Genomic DNA, 17,322 nt, shown 5'->3' with positions numbered 1-17,322 from the left:
CGCCCAGAGGCCACCGCACGGGGGAGTGCAGCGCACATGGGCATTGGTAGCGGAATCTTTCTCATCGCGCTGGGCGCGATCATGACCTTCGCCATCCGGGCCAACGTCTGGTGGATCGACCTGCGCGCGGTCGGCTGGGTGTTCATCCTGGCCGGGCTGGCCGTACTACTCACCACGCTCTGGTTCTGGCAGGACCGGCGCAAGCGGGCACGCACGCTGATCGTGGAGGAGAACCGCCTGTCCCATCCGACCGCGATGATGCCGCCGCCGCCCGACCCGCCGCCGCCCACCGCGCCACCGTCCTGACCCGCCGCCCGCGCTGCCGTCCCCGCGCTGCCTGCCCCGGAGGTGCGGTCCGGGGAAGACGTACCGGCTCAGCCGCGGGCGGTGTGGCGGTTCACGATCGCCGCGCCGCCCGGCGCCAGGTCCGCCCAGGGCGTCGCGGCCCGGTGCACCACCAGGTCGGTGGTCCGCAGCCCCTCGGGATCCGCCCGTTCCGGGTCGAGCAGCGCCGAGAGCAGCGAGATGCCGGGATTGTGGGCGATCAGCAGGACCGTCCGGGCTGTCGGCTCGGCCGCCCGGACCAGGGCGAGCAGCTCCTGCGGCTGCGCCTCGTACGCGGTCGGCTCGTAGCGCACCACAGGTGACGACCCCGCCGGTCCCCCTTCCGGCGGGGATCCCGTCATGCCCATCGCCACGTCGTGCCAGGTCTGCCGGGTACGCCGGGACGACGAACAGAGCACCACCTCGGGCAGCAGGCCGTGCCGGGCCAGCCAGGCTCCGGCGGCGGCCGAGTCGGCGTGCCCGCGCGCGGTCAGGCGGCGTTCGGCGTCCGGGGCGCCCCCGGCGGGTAGTTCGGCCTTGGCGTGCCGGAGCAGCACCAGGGTCCGTTCCTCGGCGTGGGCGTCCGTCATGCGCCCAGCTTGCCTGATTGGCGATCGGAGCGCCTGGGTAAGTCGATGTGTGCCGCACGCTCACCGATGGCCGCGGCGGTCGGATACGCCAGTGAACATGCCAAGGAGGCGACATCATGGGCATCGGTGCCAGCATCTTCCTCATCGCGCTGGGCGCGATCTTCGCGTTCGCCATCGACGCGAACCTGGGATGGCTCAACCTGAACGTCGTCGGCTGGGTGCTGATGCTCGCCGGCGTCGTCGGGCTCATCACCACCCTCTATTTCTGGAACACCCGCCGCCGCACGGTGGTGGCCACCCCGGTGCGCGAGGACCGGGTGGTGGCCGACCGGGTCGTGCCGGTGCAGGACGACCGGGTGGTGCGGGAGGAGTACCGCGAGGTGCGCCGCCCCGGTTACCCGACCTGATCCCCGCGCGCAGACATCGGGGCCCCGCAGCGGTGCGGGGCCCCGCACCATGTCCGGCCGGGCCGGCGGGCGGGCTTCGGGCTCAGGCGAAGAGCGCGAAGTAGATGGCGATGTGGTGGCAGAGCGCCGCGAGCAGGGTGCAGGCGTGGAAGAACTCGTGGTGGCCGAAGACGGTGGGCCACGGGTTGGGTCGGCGCAGGGCGTAGAAGACCGCGCCGGCGCTGTAGATCGCGCCGCCGACGGCGAGCAGGACCAGCGCGGTCACCCCGCCCTCGTGCAGGATCTGCGGCAGCATCGCCACCGAGACCCAGCCGAGCGCCAGGTAGAGCGGCGCGGACACCCAGCGGGGCGCGTGCGGCCAGACCAGCTTCAGCGCCACGCCGGCCAGCGCCCCGCCCCAGACCACGCTGAGCATGATGGTGGCCATCCGGCGGTCGAGCAGCAGCGCGCAGAACGGCGTGTAGGTGCCGGCGATGAACACGAAGATCATCGAATGGTCCAGCCGGCGCATGATCTGGTAGCCCCGCTCCGACCACACCCGCCGGTGGTAGAGGGCGCTGGTGCCGAAGAGCCCGCAGACGGTGAGGCTGTAGATCAGGCAGCTCACCAGGGGTGCCCAGCCCGGGCGGGTGGCCGCGATCGCGCACAGGACGATGCCGCAGGCGAGCGCGACGAAGAAGGCGTAGGTGTGCAGCCAGCCGCGCATCCGGGGCTTCCCGATGTCGACCGGCTTGAGCCGGAGCGGTGCGGAGGTGGTCACGGATACAGGTTACGACACCGTAGGTTACCTGCGGGTAGTGCGTCTGGTCACCGCCGCGTCGCGCGGGCGCGGGCCCGTGGTCGTCCGATCGATCGGGGAGGATGGCGGGATGCGGATCCGACCCGTCGGCCGACACGCCCTCCTGCTCGACTGCGACGACCCCGGCCAGGTGGAGGCGTGGCGCGCCGAGCTGTGGCGCCGTCGGGACGCCGGTGAGCTGAGCGCCGTCGAGATCGTCCCGGCTGCGGCGACCGTCCTGCTCGACGGCGTACCGGACCCGGCGGCGGTCGCCACGCGGATCGCCGGGTGGACCCCACGGCCGGTCGCCGCCCCGGCCGCCACCGCCCAGGTCGAGGTCCCCACCGGGTACGACGGGGAGGACCTGCCCGTCGTCGCCCGGCACTGGGGCGTGACCGTGCCCGAGGTGGTGCGACGACTGCGGGAGACCCCGTTCCGGGTGGCGTTCTGCGGCTTCGCGCCCGGGTTCGCGTACCTGACCGGACTGCCGCCGGAGTGGGCGGTGCCCCGGCTGCCCAGCCCGCGTACCCGGGTGCCGGCCGGGTCGGTGGCGCTCGCCGGGCCGTACGCGGGGATCTACCCGACCGCCTCGCCGGGCGGGTGGCTGCTGGTCGGGCGCACCGAGCTGACCCTGTTCGACGTGCGCGCCGACCCGCCGGCCCGGCTCACCCCGGGCACCCGGGTCCGACTGGTGGCCGCGTGATCGACGTGATCGAGGTACGCCGCGCCGGCCCGCTCACCACCGTCCAGGACCTCGGCCGGCTTGGGTACGCGCATCTCGGCGTACCCCGGTCGGGGGCGCTGGACCCGGCGGCGCTGGCGCTGGCCAACCGCCTGGTGGGGAACCCGGTCTCCGCCGCCGGCCTGGAGATCACCCTGACCGGCTGTGAGCTGCGGCCGACCCGCGCCGTCACGGTCGCGGTGACCGGGGCCGACGCTGACGTCCGGGTGGGCCGGCGACCGGGTGACGTGGGCCGGCCGCTCGCGGTGCCGGCCGGCGCGGTGCTGCGGATCGGGCCGGCCCGCGACGGGCTGCGCAACTGGCTGGCGGTCAGCGGCGGGATCGCGGTCGAACCGGTGCTCGGCAGCCGCGCCACCGACACCCTCTCCGGCCTCGGCCCACCCCCGGTACGCGACGGCGACCGCCTCCCGCTCGGCCCGTGGCCCGGGCCGCCGCCACCGGTGGACGTGACCGTCGGCCGGCCCCCGACCGGCGAGCTGCGGCTGACCCTGCGCCCCGGGCCCCGGGCCGACTGGTTCACCCCGGACGCGCTCGACCGGCTGCTCGGCACCCCGTACACGGTCAGTCCGGTGGGCGACCGGGTCGGCGCGCGACTGACCGGCGCGCCGCTGCCCCGCGCGGTCGCCGGTGAACTGCCCAGCGAGGGGATCGTGCTCGGCGCGGTGCAGGTGCCGGCCGACGGCCAGCCGCTGGTCTTCCTGGCCGACCACCCCACCACCGGCGGGTACCCCGTCATCGGGGTGGTGGACGACGTGACCGCGCTCGCGCAGGCCAGGCCAGGGACTACGGTGAGGTTCCATGGACCTCAACGCTGACCTCGGCGAGGGATTTGGCATCTGGCGGCTCGGCGACGACGACGCGCTGCTGGACCTGGTCACCTCCGCCAACGTCGCCTGCGGCTTCCACGGCGGTGACCCGTCGACCATGCGGCGGGTCTGCGCCGCGGCGGCCGATCGCGGGGTGGCCATCGGTGCTCAGGTCGGCTACCGCGACCTCGCCGGCTTCGGCCGCCGGCGCATCGAGTACGCCTTCACCGAGCTGCGCGACGAGGTCACCTACCAGCTCGGCGCCCTGGACGCGTTCTGCCGGCTGTTCCGCACCCGGGTCCGCTACCTCAAGCCGCACGGCGCGCTCTACCACGCGGCGGCCGTCGACGAGTCGCAGGCCGCCGCCCTGGTCGCCGCCGTCAGCGGGTACGACGACCAGCTGCCGATCCTCTGCGCGCCCGGCTCGAAGCTCGCCCAGCTCGCTGTCGGGGCGGGCCTGCGGGTGGTCGCCGAGGGCTTCGCCGACCGGGGCTACCTGCCCAACGGCTCACTGGTGCCCCGCACCGCGCTCGGTGCGCTGGTCACCGACCCGGAGGAGGTGGCCGCCCGGGCCGTACGGATGGCCACCGAGCGCACCGTCGTCGCGGTCGACGGCACCGTCATCCCGTGCGTGGTCGGTTCGATCTGCCTGCACGGTGACACCCCGGGCGCGGTCGCCTCGGCGGCCCTGGTGCGGGCCGCGCTGCTCGACGCGGGCGTCACCCCGAAGCCCTTCGTCTGACGTCCTGGCCCCGTGGTGACCGGATCCCGCCGCCGAGGCCACGGCCCGGAGCGGGCGAGCTGAGAGCGCCGACGCTCAGGCGTCCAGGCCGCGCAGCACCAGCGGCAGTCGGGTCGCGCCGCCGTCGACCACCCGCACCGGTACGCCCCAGTCCTGCCGGGTCAGGTGGCAGGCGGCGTGCTCGACGTCCTTGTCGCAGGTGGCCGCCTGGGCGGTCACCTGGAGCACCCCGCCGGCCACCGCCGGGTCGATCACCAGCCGACGGGACAGGTCGGTGGTGGTGCCCGCCCCCTCGACCAGCAGCTCCGGCGGGGAGGCGGAAACCACCAGCCGGGTCGACGGGCCGTACGTCTCGTCCAGCTTCTGCCCAGGCGCGGGCGTGAAGATCACGTCGAGGGTCAGCTCGCCGGCCGCCACGTCCGTCGGCTTGCGCTCCACCTGATGCCGGGGGCCGTTCACCGTGCTCGCCCCGGCCGCCGTGAGCGTGCCCGGCGCCAGCCGGGTCAGCCGGTGCGCGGACGACTCGACCACCAGCACGTCACCGTCGGCGGTGAGCACCACGTCGCTCGGCTCGGCCAGGCCGTCGGCCACCGTGGCGACCTGGTCGGTCGCCGGGTCGAAGCGGCGCACCGCGCCGTTGTAGGTGTCGGCGATCAGCACCGAGCCGTCCGGCAGCGCGCACACCCCGAGCGGGTGCTGGAGCAGCGCCCGGTCGGCCGGGCCGTCCACGTGGCCGAAGTCGAAGAGACCCTGCCCCACGGCGGTGGCCAGCACGCCGTTCTCGACGTAGCGGAGCGCGCTGGTCTCGCTGTCGGCCACCCAGAGCCGGGTGCCGTCGGCCGAGACGGAGAGCCCGGAGGGCTGCGCCATCCACACGTCCGGCAACGGACCGTCCCGCAGCGCCTCCACGGTGGTGCCGGCGTACATGCCGGCGGTGCGGCGGATCGGGTCGAACCACCAGAGCTGGTGGATGCCGGCCATCGCGATGACGACCTTGTCGTCGTACCAGGCCAGGTCCCAGGGGGAGGAGAGGTCGACCGAGAGCGCGTCGTGCGCGTGGTCGTCGACCGAGGAACGCCACTGCCGGCCGGTGCCGGCAACCGTCACCACCTCGCCGGTCGCCAGCCGTACGCCGCGCAGCAGGTGGTTGACGGTGTCCGCGACCACCAGGTCGTAACCGGCCACCTCGGCGACGTGCGCGGGGAGCAGGCAGAGCCCCTGCGGCTCGGCGAAGCTGGCCGCGTCGGCCGGCCCGTCGGCCCGGCCCCGCTCGCCGGAACCGATCCGCCGGACCAGGCTCTCACCGTCGGGGGCCAGCTCGGCCAGGGAGTGCCGGGCCGAGTCCGAGACCAGCAGGTTGCCACCGTCGAGCACCACGGCCTTGCCGGGGAAGCGCAGGGTGGTCTCCGGCTCCGCCGGCGGGACGTACGGGCCGTCGCCCCGGTGCAGGGTGCCCTTCGCCGTGTGGGTGGCGACCAGGTCGTCGACCAGGCGGGTCAGCCCCTCGGCGTGGCCCTCGCCGGCCATGGTGGCCACCACGTACCCCTCGGGGTCGACCACGGCCAGGGTCGGCCAGGCCTTCGCCGCGTACTGGTCCCACATGTCCAGCTCGGGGTCGTCCAGCACCGGGTGGTGCACCCCGTACCGCTCGACGGCGGCGGCCAGCGCGTCCGGGTCCTTCTCGTGCTCGAACTTCGGCGAGTGCACGCCGATCACGACGAGCACGTCGGCGTACTTCTCCTCCAGCGGGCGCAGCTCGTCGAGCACGTGCAGGCAGTTGATGCAGCAGAAGGTCCAGAAGTCCAACAGGACGATCCGGCCGCGCAGGTCGGCGAGCTTCAGCTCCCGCCCACCGGTGTTCAGCCAGCCCCGACCGTGCAGCTCAGGAGCCCGTACGCGTGCGCTCATGGCCCCAGTCTGCCGGATGCCGGGCCGCCGACACGGTGTGACCCCGCGCGTGGTCGATCACGCCACAGCGGATACGACGGCGGGGCCACGGATCACCGTGGCCCCGCCGTCGAAACGTGCTACTTGGTGGCCGGCTTGAGGCAGAGCACCCGGTCGGCGCCGGTGCCCGGCAGCACCACGTGCGGCTGGGCCGGGTCGGCGCACTTCTCCTTCGCGTCGACCTTGGAGACCACGGTGAACGCGTTCGGCTCGCCGCAGTCCACCTCGGTCGCGCCGTTGCCGGACTGCTTGACGCAGGAGCCCACGGAGAACCGGTCCGGCTCGTCCTCTCCGCCGATCTTGCCCAGCAGGCTGAGCAGGCCGAGCGGGACGGCCAGGATCAGCACCGCCGTGATCAGCACCATGGCCAGCACCCGGCCGTTGCGGACCTTCGGCGCCGGCTGCTCGACCTTCGGCGCCGGGTCCGGCTTGAACGAGTCGAAGCGTCCCTGTTCGGGCTCCGGGTCCTGGTGCCAGGCGCCCGGACCGGGCTGGTTGGCCGGCGGGAAGGGCTGGCCGGCGGGCGGGAACTGCTGACCCGCGGGCGGGAACTGCGGCCCGGCCGGCGCGAAGTGCGGCCCCGCCTGCGGGAACGGCGCCGTGCCGCCGCCGTGGGCCGGGTCGTGGGCCGGGTGGCCGTAACCGGGGACCGCACCGGCGGCCGGACCGCCGGCCGGGCCGGCGCCGAACGGCTCCGCCGGGCGGTCGTCGGGGCCGTGCGGGCGCGTCCCGTTCATCGGCCGGTTGTTGCTGGCCGGGTCCGCGAAGGCCGGGATGGCGCCCGGGAACGCCGGCGGCGCGGCGGGCGAGGTGGGCGGCGCGGACGAGGGCGCCTCGGGGCCGAAGCCGGGCTGGCCGGACGGCCGCTCCGGCTCGTCGAAACGCCGCCGGTCCTGGTCCTCGTACCGCTGCTGGCCGTCGAAGGACTGCTGGCCGGCGAACGGCTGCTGGTCGGCGAAGCGCGGCGGGGAGTCGTGCTCGGCCTGCTGGCCGTCGTACTCTCCGACCGGCTCGTCCACCGGCTCCGGGCGGGCCGGCCGGCCGTACACCCGGGGCTGCGGGGCACCCGTGGCGCCCGGGCGCAGGGCCTGGTCGGTCGGGGGCATCACTCGGCTGGCCAGCGGCACCGACGCGCTCGCCGACGCCCGCCCGGCGGCGGACTCGTCGGCAACCGGCACGGCGGCGCGCCCGGCCCCGTCGGCCTCCGGCGAGGTACGCGGCCCGGGCACCACCGGCCCGGCCGGCGACTGCGGCTCCTCGCCGGCACCCCAGCCCGACCGTTCCGGCTCGTACGCCGACGGCGCGTCCGCACGCCCGGCCGGCTCGAAGGAGGACTGGTCCGCGGCTCCACCGAACTGGGCCGGCGGGGCGTAGTCGTCCGGCGGCGCGGCGGCCAGGCTGGCGCCGGGCACCCGCTGCTCCTGCGGCGGCAGGGGCACCACGTTGGCCGGCGAGATGCCGGGTGCCGGCGCCGGCTGGTAGATCGGGGCCTCGTCGGCGCGCTGGGGCTCCCAGGCGTCCCCGGCCTGTCGCTGCGCGGGCGGGGCCTCGGCGCGGCCCCAGGCCTCCTCGGCCGCCCACGGCTCGGCGTCCGGCACCGCCGGACGGTCGGCACCGGCCCGCTGCGGCGGATTGTCGGCGTCCGCCCCCCAGGCCGGCGGGCTGCCCGGGACCGTGACGGACGCGGTCGCCCGGGCGGGCTGCTCCGGCGGCGTCCAGCCGCCCGATTCGGGTCGGCCGTCCTGACCGGGCACGGCGGCCGCGCCCCAGGAACCGGCACCATGGGCCGACTCCTCCGCGGCGGGCCAGTCGGCACCGGACCGCTGCTCCTCGCGGGCCGGCGCGGCACCGCCCCAACCGTCGGCGGCCTGCTGCTCCGCGCGGGCCTCCCAGTGGGCCGGCGCCGGTGCGCCGGCGGCGTCCCACGACTGCGGCGACCGCTCGTCCGCCTGCGGCGCGTTGTTCCACCCGCCGGCGGCGTTGTCCGGGGCGGCGGTGTTCCAGCCACCGGAGTGGCCGGCGTCGTCCTGGCCGCCGGTGTTCCACCCGCCCGAGTGGGCCGGGTCGTTCTGCGGCGTGCGGGCGGCGTTCCAGCCGCCGGAGCGCGCCGGGTCGTCCTCGGTGGACCATCCGTCGGCCGGCGGGGTGTCGTGCTGCGGCACCTGCGCGGCGCCGCGCGCGCCGGTGTCGGGCTGCGCCCACCCGGGCACGGCCTGTTCCGGCTGCTGCTGCGGCGGCACGGGCACGGAGGCGCGGCCGGCGGATCGGGGGGCCTCGTCCTGGGTGGACGCTGCGTTCCACCCGCCGGAGCGGACGGCGTCGTCCGGTGGCGGCTGGGTCTCGCCACCCCAGCCGTCGGCCTGCTCCTGGGGCGCGGCTGCGCCGTTCCAGCCGGTGGACTGCTCGTGCTGCTCGGCGTCGACGTGTCGACCGCCCGAAGTGGACGCCTCGTGGGACGCGATCCCGCCGGCGTTCCAGCCGCCGTTGCCCGCGGCGTCCTGATCCTGGCCGGGCGTGCCGGCGTTCCAGCCGCCGGAGCGGGCCGGGTCGTCCTGGGCCGGGGTGTTCCAGCCGCCGGAGTGGGCCGGCTCGTCGTGCTGCGGCGCGGCGGCCCAGCCGTTGGCGGCCTGGTCCTGCTGTCCGGCGTTCCAGCCGCCGGAGGCGGCCCGGTCGGCGGAGGCGGGCCAGGCGTCGTTCGGCTGGGGCACCCGGGCGGCGCCACGGGCGCCGGAGTCGGGCTGCGCCCACGCCGGGGCGGCCTGCTCGGGCTGCGCCCAGGCGGGCTGTGCCGGCTCGCCCGGCCCGGCGGGCTGGCCGGGTACGGAGGCCGCGGCCCAGGCGGCGGCGGGCTGGTCGGACTGGGCGGCCCAGGCGGGCTGCGGCGCTGCCCACTGGCCGGGCTGCGCCGGCTCGCCCTGCTGCGGCGCCTGCGCGGCGCCCCACGCCGGGGGCTGGTCCTGCGCGGCGGCCCAGGCCGGGGCGGCCTGATCCGGTCGGCCGGCCGGTGGCGGTGGTGCCCAGCCCAGGTCCGGGGCGGCGGGGTTGCCGTACCCGGTGTCCTGCTGCGTCTGCCGGTCGCCGTACGGCGCCGGTCCACCGGCGCCCGGCGGCACCTGGTCCGGCTCCTGGCCGGGGCGGTGCTGGCCCTCGGACGTCATGGGTGCGCCTCCTCCATCACATGTCGGCCGCCGATGCCGTCCGGGACCGGGCGGCGGGCCGCCGGTGTCGCCGGCGGATCGGCCGTGCGGGCTCCCCGCACCGTATCCGGTGACCGCGCGGGGCGTCCGGGGAGCACCGGGCCGTCACTCCGCGTCGCCGGGCGGTGGCGATCGGCTCTCATCCGGCTCGATCGGTGTCCCGGGTCGGCGGGTGGCGACCGTGCCCCACCGTACCGGGCGTCCGGTCGAGGTGGAATCCCGGTCTCAGCGGCCCGGAAGCGCCGACGACCCCGGAAACGCCGATGACCCGCCCGGGTGCCCCGGGCGGGTCATCGATCTGGAGGAGGTGAGGAAAGTCTGTGCCGCGTCAGCTCATGTGGCGCTGGGCGATCGCGAGGATCTCCTCGCGCACCGCAGGCGAGTTGGCGGAACGAAGCGCGTGCTCGATCGCGCGGGCGCGGCGGGTGGCGTCGCGGTGGGTGCGGATGCGCTCGATCATGCTCATGGTGTCTCTCTCCTCCGACTATTCGGTTGTCAGCCCCTGATGTCTCTATTGAAGCGCAAGACGCCGCCAACTTCCATCGATTGTTAGGTGAGCTGAGACACCTGCCTACGATTCGTAGGCCACAGAGGGCCATTGCCGAACTTTTCTTCGTGCAATGGCAACGGCCGGTGTGCCGGGCGTTCACCCTGGGCACACCGGCCGTGGCTGGTGTCGTGGACGGTCAGGTCCAGGCGAGCAGCGCCGCCTCGGGGTCGGCCAGGAAGTCCCCGATGTCGCGGAGGAACTTCGAGCCCAGCTCACCGTCGATGATCCGGTGGTCGAACGACAGGCCCAGCGTGGTTACCTGGCGCGGCTTCACCTTGCCCTTGTGCACCCACGGCATGTCGCGGACCGCGCCGAAGGCCAGGATCGCCGACTCGCCCGGGGGCAGGATCGGCGTACCGGTGTCCACGCCGAAGACCCCCACGTTGGTGATCGTCAGCGTGCCGCCCGACATGTCGGCCGGCGAGGTCTTCCCCGCCTTGGCCGTCTGCACCAGGTCGGTCATCGCGTCCGCCAGGTCGCGCAGCGACAGCCGGCCGGCGTCCTTGATGTTCGGCACGATCAGGCCGCGCTCGGTGGCCGCCGCGATGCCCAGGTTGACGTAGTCCTTGACCACGATCTCGTCGCCGGCCCAGGTCGAGTTGACCATCGGGTGACGCTTGACCGCCAGCAGCACCGCCTTGGCGACCAGCAGCAGCGGCGAGACGCGCACGTCGCGCCACTCCCGCCGCTCGCGCAGCCGGTCCAGCGCCTTCATCGCCCGGGTCACGTCGACGGTCAGGAACTCCGTCACGTGCGGGGCGGTGAACGCCGAGCGGGACATGTTCTCGGCGGTGAGCTTGCGTACCCCCTTGACCGGGATGCGCTGCTCGCGGTCCGCGCCGAAGCTCGCGGCCGCCGTGGCCGGGGCCGTCACCGTCAGCGGCTCGGCCGCCGCCGGGGTCCCGCTCGCCGCCCGCTGTACGTCCTCCCGGGTGATCGAGCCCAGCGGGCCCGAGCCGGTCAGCGTGGCGAGATCGACGCCGAGGTCCTTGGCGAGCTTGCGCACCGGCGGCTTGGCCAGCACCAGCCCGCCGGCCCGCCCGTTGCCGCTCGCGCCGGGCGCCGGCGACACCGGCGCGGCCGGCGTGACCGGAGCGGGTGCCACCGGAGCCGGCGCGGCCTGGACCGGCGCGGCCGACGCCTGGGCCGGCAGCCCGCCCTTGCGCGGGCGGCGCTTGGCCGCCGTGGTGCGCGGGCCGTAGCCGACCAGCACGGCGGTCCGCCCACCCGGGGCGGGACCGCCGATCAGGCCCGGCTCGACCGCGCCCTCGGTCGGGGCCACCTCGACGGCGGCCAGCGAGGCCGCCGACGGGGTGGGCAGCGCGGAGGCCGGCGCACCGGTCGTCGACTCCTCGATCGGCCCGGCGCCCGGGTCGGTGTCGATCGCGATGATCGGCGTGCCGACCTCGACCGTGGTGCCCTCCGGGTGGAAGATCGCCTGCACCTGGCCGGCCCACTTCGCCGGGATCTCGACGGCCGCCTTGGCCGTCTCCACCTCGACGATCGGCTGGTTCAGCTCGATGACGTCGCCCACCTTGACCAGCCAGGCGAGGATCTCGCCCTCGGTCAGGCCCTCGCCCAGGTCGGGGAGGTTGAACTCCTTGATCCGTGACATGGCGCTCACCAGCCGAAGGTGCGGTCGACGGCGTCGAGCACCCGGTCGAGGTCGGGCAGGTACTCCTCCTCCACCCGGCTGGCCGGGTAGGGGGTGTCGAAGCCGGTGACGCGCAGCACCGGGGACTCCAGGGAGTAGAAGCACTCCTCGGTGATCCGGGCGGCGATCTCCGAGCCCAGGCCCAGGTTGCCCGGGGCCTCGTGCACGACCACGCAGCGGCCGGTGCGCCTGACCGACTCGTACGCGGCGGTCAGATCCAGCGGGGAGAGCGTGCGCAGGTCGATGACCTCCAGCTGCCGGCCGTCCTCGGCGGCGGCGGTGGCCGCGTCCAGGCAGGTCCGCACCATCGGGCCGTACGCCAGCACGGTGGCGTCGGTGCCGGCCCGCGCCACCCGGGCGGAGTGCAGCGGGTACGCGTCCGCGAGCGGGGCGTCCAGGTCGACCGGGCCCTTCTCCCAGTAGCGCCGCTTGGGCTCCAGGAAGACGATCGGGTCGTCCGAGGCGATCGCCTGCTGGATCATCGAGTACGCGTCCTGCGGGTTGGCGCAGGTGACGACCTTCAGACCGGCGGTGTGGGCGAAGTACGCCTCGGGCGACTCGGAGTGGTGCTCGACCGCGCCGATGCCGCCGCCGTAGGGGATCCGGATGACCATCGGGATCCGGACCTTGCCCTGCGAGCGGTAGTGCATCTTCGCCACCTGCGACACGATCTGGTCGTACGCGGGGTAGACGAAGCCGTCGAACTGGATCTCGCAGACCGGACGGAAGCCGCGGATGGCGAGGCCGACCGCGGTGCCGATGATGCCGGACTCGGCCAGCGGGGTGTCGATCACCCGCTGGTCGCCGAAGTCCTTCTGGAGCCCGTCGGTGATCCGGAAGACGCCGCCGAGCTTGCCGACGTCCTCGCCCATGATGACGACCTTGGGGTCGTTCTCCAGGGCCTTGCGCAGACCGGTGTTGAGGGCCTTGCCGAGGGTGAGCGTCTCCGTGGCCATCAGTGGGCGCTCCCCTCGAACGACTCCATGTACTTGCTGAACTGCGCCCGCTGCTCGTCGAGCTCGGGGGACCCGGTGGGGTAGACGTGGTCGAACATCGACACCGGCTCGGGGTTGGGCATGGCGAGCACCCGCTCGCGCAGGTGCACCGACTCGGTGCGGGCCTGCTCGTCGACCGAGGCGAAGAAGTCCGCGTCGGCGATCTGCTGGTTGGTCAGGAACGCCTTCATCCGGGCGATCGGGTCCTTGGCCTGCCAGGCCTCGACCTCGCTGGCGATCCGGTAGCGGGTCGGGTCGTCGGAGGTGGTGTGCGCCCCCATCCGGTAGGTGTACGCCTCGATCAGGCTGGGGCCCTGGCCGAGCCGGGCGTTGTCCAGCGCGTGCCGGGTCACCGCGTACGAGGCGAGCACGTCGTTGCCGTCCACCCGGACGCCGGGGAAGCCGAAGCCACCCGCGCGCTGGTAGAGCGGGACGCGGGTCTGCCGCTCCAGCGGCTCGGAGATGGCGTACTGGTTGTTCTGGCAGAAGAAGACCAGCGGCGCGTTGAAGACGCTGGCCCAGACGAACGCCTCGTTGACGTCGCCCTGGCTGGTGGCGCCGTCGCCGAAGTAGGCGATCACCGCCTCGCCGTCGTCGGTGCCGGTCTTGCCGTCCATGGCGACACCCATGGCGTACCCGGTCGCGTGCAGGGTCTGCGCCCCGATCACGATCGTGTACATGTTGAACTTGAACTCGTTCGGGTCCCAGCCGCCCTGGTCGACGCCGCGGAACAGGCCGAGCGGCATGATCGGGTCGATGCCCCGGCAGTAGAGGACGCCGTGCTCCCGGTAGGTCGGGAAGGCCATGTCCTGGGTACGCAGCGCGCGCCCCGAACCGACCTGTGCGGCCTCCTGGCCGAGCAGGCTGGCCCAGAGGCCCAGCTCGCCCTGGCGCTGCAGCGCGGTGGCCTCGGCGTCGAGCTTGCGGACCAGCACGAGGTCGCGGTAGAGCCCGCGGTACTCCTCGTCGGTGAAGTCGACGCGGTACTCGGTCCCGTCCGGGCCGATCGCGCTGTCGATCCGCTCACCGGTGGGGGTGAGCAGCTGTACGAGTTCCGGCTCGCCCGCCGCGGCGGTGCGCTTGGACCGGGGTGCGGCCCGCCGGCCGCGGCTGGTGACCCCGGGGTCGCCCTTTGCCATCCGTCTCTCCCTGTCGTGTCTGCGTCGGCGCCGGGGGTGACCCGTCCGCGCAACTCGTACGCCGGCCCGGCCGGTGCCGGGCTGGTTCCTGGCGGCCGCGCCTAGCCCCGGTGAGGGTTGCCGCGCGGCGGTGAGCCGGATTCGGGGAGGAACCCGGTTCGGGAGCCGGCGCCGAACCGCGCCTGCCGCGGGGTGCGCGGAGGCCGGCTGCGTTGCCGTCGTGCCTGAATGATTGCAGAGGAGGTGAGCGGTCCCACAGTATGGCCTCCCCCACCGGTCCCGTTCCGTCGTCTTCGCGACGCATCGACGTATTTGTCCCTTGGAAGATTCATGGGGACGGACATTTTGTGTGTCGACACGCTGTGGTCCCTGGTGAACTGAGCGTCACTGGTCCAAGCTGACCTGGGTGCCGGCAGGGCGTTTCAAGCCGTATGTCCGTTTAGAAATCCCGCCGGTGCCCGGTTGCTCCAAAATCGACGAGGGAGTTCTGCGGTGTCCGAGTCAGGTGACGGTCCTCCCGCCCCCATGCTCGGCCGGCACCGCGTGGGTGGCGGCTACCGGCGGATGATCGGCGCGCACCGCACCCCCGGACCGGCCGGCCCCGGCCGCGGCTACCTCTTCACCGTGGCCCTGCTCGCCGGCACGGCGTCCATGCCGATCCTCGCCGCCTTCAGCACCGGCTCCGCCACCGTCGGCAGCAGCGCGCTCCCCGACGGGAGCACCCCGTTCCTGCCCACCCCCTCCGACGGCCCGGTGGTGGTCCCGCTGCCCGCCACCGGCCAGCCCGCGCCGCCGTCCGCCGGGCCCGGGGACCTGCCGGCCGCCGTCCCCGGCGCGGTCAGGTTGATCCCGCTGGGGCCGCCGCTGCCCGCGCTGCCGGCGGCGCCGGCCGCTCCCGGCTCCGCCCAGCGCCCGCTGCCGCCACCCCCGCCCCCCCGGCCCACCCCGCCCGCACCGGGCCGGACCGCCGCACCGACCCCCGCACCCCGCCCCACGCCGGCCGGCTCGCCGACCCCCGGGCCCACCCCGACCGCCGAACCGAGCAGCACCTTCTCCGAGTCGCCGCCGGACCCGACGCCCACCGTCAGCGCGGAGCCCACCGCCACCGGCTCTCCCGAGCCGTCGCCCGACCCCGAGCCGTCGCCCGACCCCGAGCCGACCGTGACAGCGACGGCCGCGCCGACCGTGGCCCCCACCCGCACCCCGCCGTCGCCCCCGTCGCCGGCCGCCGGGCCGCGCCCCGCCGCCACCGCCGCCACCACCACCGGCGGCCCGCGTCGGCGTCCGGCCGCCCGCCCGCCGGGCCGACCGCCGTCGCCCACCGCCCGTCCGCCGAAGTTCCCGGCGGCCACCCCGAGCCCGGCCCCGCAGCGCCCGGCGGCACCCGCGCCGACCAGCCACGACGCCCCCGACCCGGACGGTACGGTGACGGGCGACGCCAGCTGACCGGGCCGTACGCCCGCCGCCGGCGCAACCGGCCTGCGGCGGGGCCGGACGGGACGGATCGGGGACGGGGAGCTGAACGGGATCGACGGGGGCGGCGACGAGGGTGGACTCCGCCGGGTCGTCGTACCGCCCGGAGCCCTGACCCGGCTGGCCCGGCTGGTGACCGAGGTGACCGCCCCCGCCGTCCTGGTCACCCTGCTGACCGTCGCGGTCGGCTGGCACGGCGCCGGTGGCGCGCACGGGCTGGGCTGGGCGCTGCTCGCCTCGGTCTTCGCCAGCGGCATCCCGTTCGCGTACATCCTCGGCGGGGTGCGGCGCGGTCGCCTGACCGACCACCACGTGGGCGTCCGCGACCAGCGACGCGTACCCCTGCTCTTCGGTCTGGCCTCGGCCACCGCCGGCCTGGCGCTGCTCGCGGCGCTCGGCGCCCCCCGGTCGGTGCTCGCCCTGGTCGCCGCCGGGGTGGTCGGCCTGGTGGTGGCGGTGACCGTCAGCCACTGGTGGAAGATGTCGATCCACACCGCGGTGGCCGCCGGCGCGGTGGTCGTGCTGGCGCTGACCTTCGGCCCCCGGATGCTCGCCGCCGCGCCGCTGCCGGCCCTGGCCGGCTGGTCCCGGGTACGGCTGCGCGACCACACCGTCGCGCAGGTGCTCGTCGGGGGCGTGGTCGGCGGTCTGGTCGCCGGCCTGGTCTACGCCGCGCTGCGCTGAGCGCGGCGTGGCCGGTCAGGCGGTGTCGTCGCCGAGGCGCTGGCGGTTGGCCTCGATCCAGGCGTCCAGCGCGGCCGGGTCGTCCGGGTCCACCCCGTCCGCCATCAGCTGCGCCACCGCGGCGGTGGCCGGGCTGCGCCGCTCACCCGTGCTGTAGAGCCGGGCGAACTCCGGCACCAGCTCCTCGATCGCCTCGTCGGTCCGGGTGACGGCCTGCTCCGGCAGGCCGCGCCGATGTCCCGCGAACGCCGTCCAGGCGCGCAGCACCCGGGGCAGCATCGCCGCGTCGTCCATGTCCAGCACGGCCCGGCGGTGCACCCAGTCCAGCAGGAACAGCCCCGCCACCGCCGGGCTCCAGCGCAGCGGGTCGGCGTCCGGGAAGCTCGCCGCGTGGTCGAAGAGCAGGCCCAGGCAGAAGTGCAGCGAGGCCAGCTCCGCGTCGCCGTCCAAGGCGTGCAGGCCGGCGCGGGCCGCCTCCGGCGACGCCAGGAAGGCCCGCACCAGCTCGGTGCGCTCCTCCCCGGTGAGTGGCTCGGCGTCCCAGGTCAGCGTGTCCGCCGGCGCGCCGGGCAGCACCGCCAGCCGGGCGCCGACCAGGGCCCGGTCGGTGGCGAGTGAACCCTCGCCGGGCAGGTCGCCGAGGTCGTCGGTGACCGTCAGGTGCCGGCTCACCTCGCCGTGCATCCGGGCCGGGTCCTCCTCGCGGAACCAGGTCAGGTCGTCCGTGGCGCACATCTGCCGGACCTGTTCGAGGATCCGCTCGGCGGGACCGCCCACGAAGACGTCCTTGGTGATCCCGATGTTGTGGTCGACGAGCGCCACCAGCGCGTGCTCCGGACCGCCTGTCGCGTCGTCGTAGGCGAAGGTGGCGAGGTAGGAGGTCTGGTCGCCGTACACGTCGCCGTACGACCAGGCGCCGGTGAGGTGCACCCGGCCGAGCTGGCCGGACCAGGCCGGGGCCTGGGTGCCGGGGCGGACCTTCGCGGCGCCCTCCGCGTCCGGCACCAGCGCGGCGAAGACCGACCGGATGGTGGTCGCGGCGGCGGTCCGGCGGCGCGCGGTGGCGGCCAGGAAGCCGGAGACGAACTCCCGTACCGCCCGCTCCCGGTCGGTCTCGGCGATCGCGTAGACGCTGCCCAGCAGGGCGGCGCCGAGCATCTCGGCGTCGAGGGCGGTGTCCAGCCTCGTCACGTCGCGGGCGGCGTGCAGCACCGCATCGTAGGGGGTCTGTGGCGTGGCCATGGTCCGACCCTACGCCGCGACGGCCGCGGGGACACCCGTGCCGAGGGCGGGC

General features: G+C 75.2%; 16 protein-coding genes. 7 read left to right on the top strand and 9 right to left on the bottom strand.

Annotated elements, in window-relative coordinates:
• The first annotated feature begins 36 nt into the window (after positions 1-36).
• Complete coding sequence (locus tag ACTMTB_RS07340; RefSeq protein ID WP_067300694.1) at positions 37-306, top strand: DUF6458 family protein; 270 nt, start codon at positions 37-39, stop codon at positions 304-306.
• Positions 307-374: 68 nt separating this feature from the next.
• Here ACTMTB_RS07340 and ACTMTB_RS07335 read toward each other — a convergent pair whose 3' ends face one another.
• Positions 375-914, bottom strand: coding sequence for a SixA phosphatase family protein (locus ACTMTB_RS07335; RefSeq protein WP_441143484.1), 540 nt, complete (start codon positions 912-914; stop codon positions 375-377).
• Between the two features lie 116 nt (positions 915-1,030).
• Between ACTMTB_RS07335 and ACTMTB_RS07330 the strand changes: the two genes are divergently transcribed.
• Positions 1,031-1,321: a DUF6458 family protein gene (locus ACTMTB_RS07330; protein ID WP_441143482.1), complete on the top strand. Its 291-nt coding sequence runs from the start codon at positions 1,031-1,033 to the stop codon at positions 1,319-1,321.
• An 82-nt stretch (positions 1,322-1,403) separates the two neighbouring features.
• On the opposite strand, the gene trhA is transcribed toward ACTMTB_RS07330, so the two are convergent.
• Entirely contained in the window at positions 1,404-2,081 is a 678-nt protein-coding gene (gene trhA, locus ACTMTB_RS07325) for a PAQR family membrane homeostasis protein TrhA (protein WP_441143480.1), read from the bottom strand.
• A 109-nt stretch (positions 2,082-2,190) separates the two neighbouring features.
• Between trhA and ACTMTB_RS07320 the strand changes: the two genes are divergently transcribed.
• The 3 genes from ACTMTB_RS07320 to ACTMTB_RS07310 are packed head-to-tail and all read left to right on the top strand — an operon-like array spanning position 2,191 to position 4,389.
• Positions 2,191-2,802 (top strand): 5-oxoprolinase subunit B family protein, encoded by a 612-nt coding sequence (locus tag ACTMTB_RS07320; RefSeq protein WP_441143478.1) that lies wholly within the window; start codon positions 2,191-2,193, stop codon positions 2,800-2,802.
• Positions 2,700-3,656 (top strand): biotin-dependent carboxyltransferase family protein, encoded by a 957-nt coding sequence (locus tag ACTMTB_RS07315; RefSeq protein WP_441143476.1) that lies wholly within the window; start codon positions 2,700-2,702, stop codon positions 3,654-3,656. Before ACTMTB_RS07320 ends, ACTMTB_RS07315 begins: the two co-directional genes overlap by 103 nt.
• Positions 3,640-4,389: a LamB/YcsF family protein gene (locus ACTMTB_RS07310; protein WP_441143474.1), complete on the top strand. Its 750-nt coding sequence runs from the start codon at positions 3,640-3,642 to the stop codon at positions 4,387-4,389. Before ACTMTB_RS07315 ends, ACTMTB_RS07310 begins: the two co-directional genes overlap by 17 nt.
• A gap of 75 nt (positions 4,390-4,464) precedes the next feature.
• On the opposite strand, the gene ACTMTB_RS07305 is transcribed toward ACTMTB_RS07310, so the two are convergent.
• The 6 genes from ACTMTB_RS07305 to pdhA form a co-directional block, all read right to left on the bottom strand.
• On the bottom strand, positions 4,465-6,297 hold the full coding sequence (locus ACTMTB_RS07305) for an NHL domain-containing thioredoxin family protein (protein ID WP_441143472.1): 1,833 nt from the start codon (positions 6,295-6,297) through the stop codon (positions 4,465-4,467).
• Between the two features lie 119 nt (positions 6,298-6,416).
• Positions 6,417-9,494 carry an LppU/SCO3897 family protein gene (locus ACTMTB_RS07300; RefSeq protein ID WP_441143470.1) on the bottom strand — a complete coding sequence of 1,026 codons (3,078 nt, stop codon included), beginning with the start codon at positions 9,492-9,494 and terminating at the stop codon, positions 6,417-6,419.
• 367 nt (positions 9,495-9,861) lie between these two features.
• Complete coding sequence (locus ACTMTB_RS07295; RefSeq protein ID WP_170285382.1) at positions 9,862-9,999, bottom strand: hypothetical protein; 138 nt, start codon at positions 9,997-9,999, stop codon at positions 9,862-9,864.
• Positions 10,000-10,219: 220 nt separating this feature from the next.
• Positions 10,220-11,698: a dihydrolipoamide acetyltransferase family protein gene (locus tag ACTMTB_RS07290; protein ID WP_441144017.1), complete on the bottom strand. Its 1,479-nt coding sequence runs from the start codon at positions 11,696-11,698 to the stop codon at positions 10,220-10,222.
• Between the two features lie 5 nt (positions 11,699-11,703).
• Positions 11,704-12,693, bottom strand: coding sequence for an alpha-ketoacid dehydrogenase subunit beta (locus ACTMTB_RS07285; protein ID WP_088959543.1), 990 nt, complete (start codon positions 12,691-12,693; stop codon positions 11,704-11,706).
• Positions 12,693-13,871 carry a pyruvate dehydrogenase (acetyl-transferring) E1 component subunit alpha gene (gene pdhA, locus ACTMTB_RS07280; protein ID WP_179802546.1) on the bottom strand — a complete coding sequence of 393 codons (1,179 nt, stop codon included), beginning with the start codon at positions 13,869-13,871 and terminating at the stop codon, positions 12,693-12,695. The genes ACTMTB_RS07285 and pdhA overlap by 1 nt, the downstream gene beginning before the upstream one ends.
• Before the next feature lie 492 nt (positions 13,872-14,363).
• Here pdhA and ACTMTB_RS07275 point away from each other — a divergent pair, with 492 nt between their 5' ends.
• Both ACTMTB_RS07275 and ACTMTB_RS07270 read left to right on the top strand, forming a co-directional pair.
• Complete coding sequence (locus ACTMTB_RS07275) at positions 14,364-15,317, top strand: hypothetical protein (RefSeq protein ID WP_441143467.1); 954 nt, start codon at positions 14,364-14,366, stop codon at positions 15,315-15,317.
• A 168-nt stretch (positions 15,318-15,485) separates the two neighbouring features.
• Entirely contained in the window at positions 15,486-16,028 is a 543-nt protein-coding gene (locus ACTMTB_RS07270) for a phosphatase PAP2 family protein (RefSeq protein WP_441143465.1), read from the top strand.
• Positions 16,029-16,043: 15 nt separating this feature from the next.
• Here ACTMTB_RS07270 and ACTMTB_RS07265 read toward each other — a convergent pair whose 3' ends face one another.
• Positions 16,044-17,270, bottom strand: a complete 1,227-nt coding sequence (locus tag ACTMTB_RS07265; RefSeq protein ID WP_441143463.1) for a hypothetical protein — start codon at positions 17,268-17,270, stop codon at positions 16,044-16,046.
• Positions 17,271-17,322 lie beyond the last annotated feature (52 nt).

The organism is Micromonospora sp. L32 (genome assembly GCF_052068055.1).
Lineage (GTDB): Bacteria > Actinomycetota > Actinomycetes > Mycobacteriales > Micromonosporaceae > Micromonospora > Micromonospora purpureochromogenes.
The sequence above is the reverse complement of the archived record's forward strand: the minus strand, read 5'-3'. Positions and strand labels throughout refer to the sequence as shown.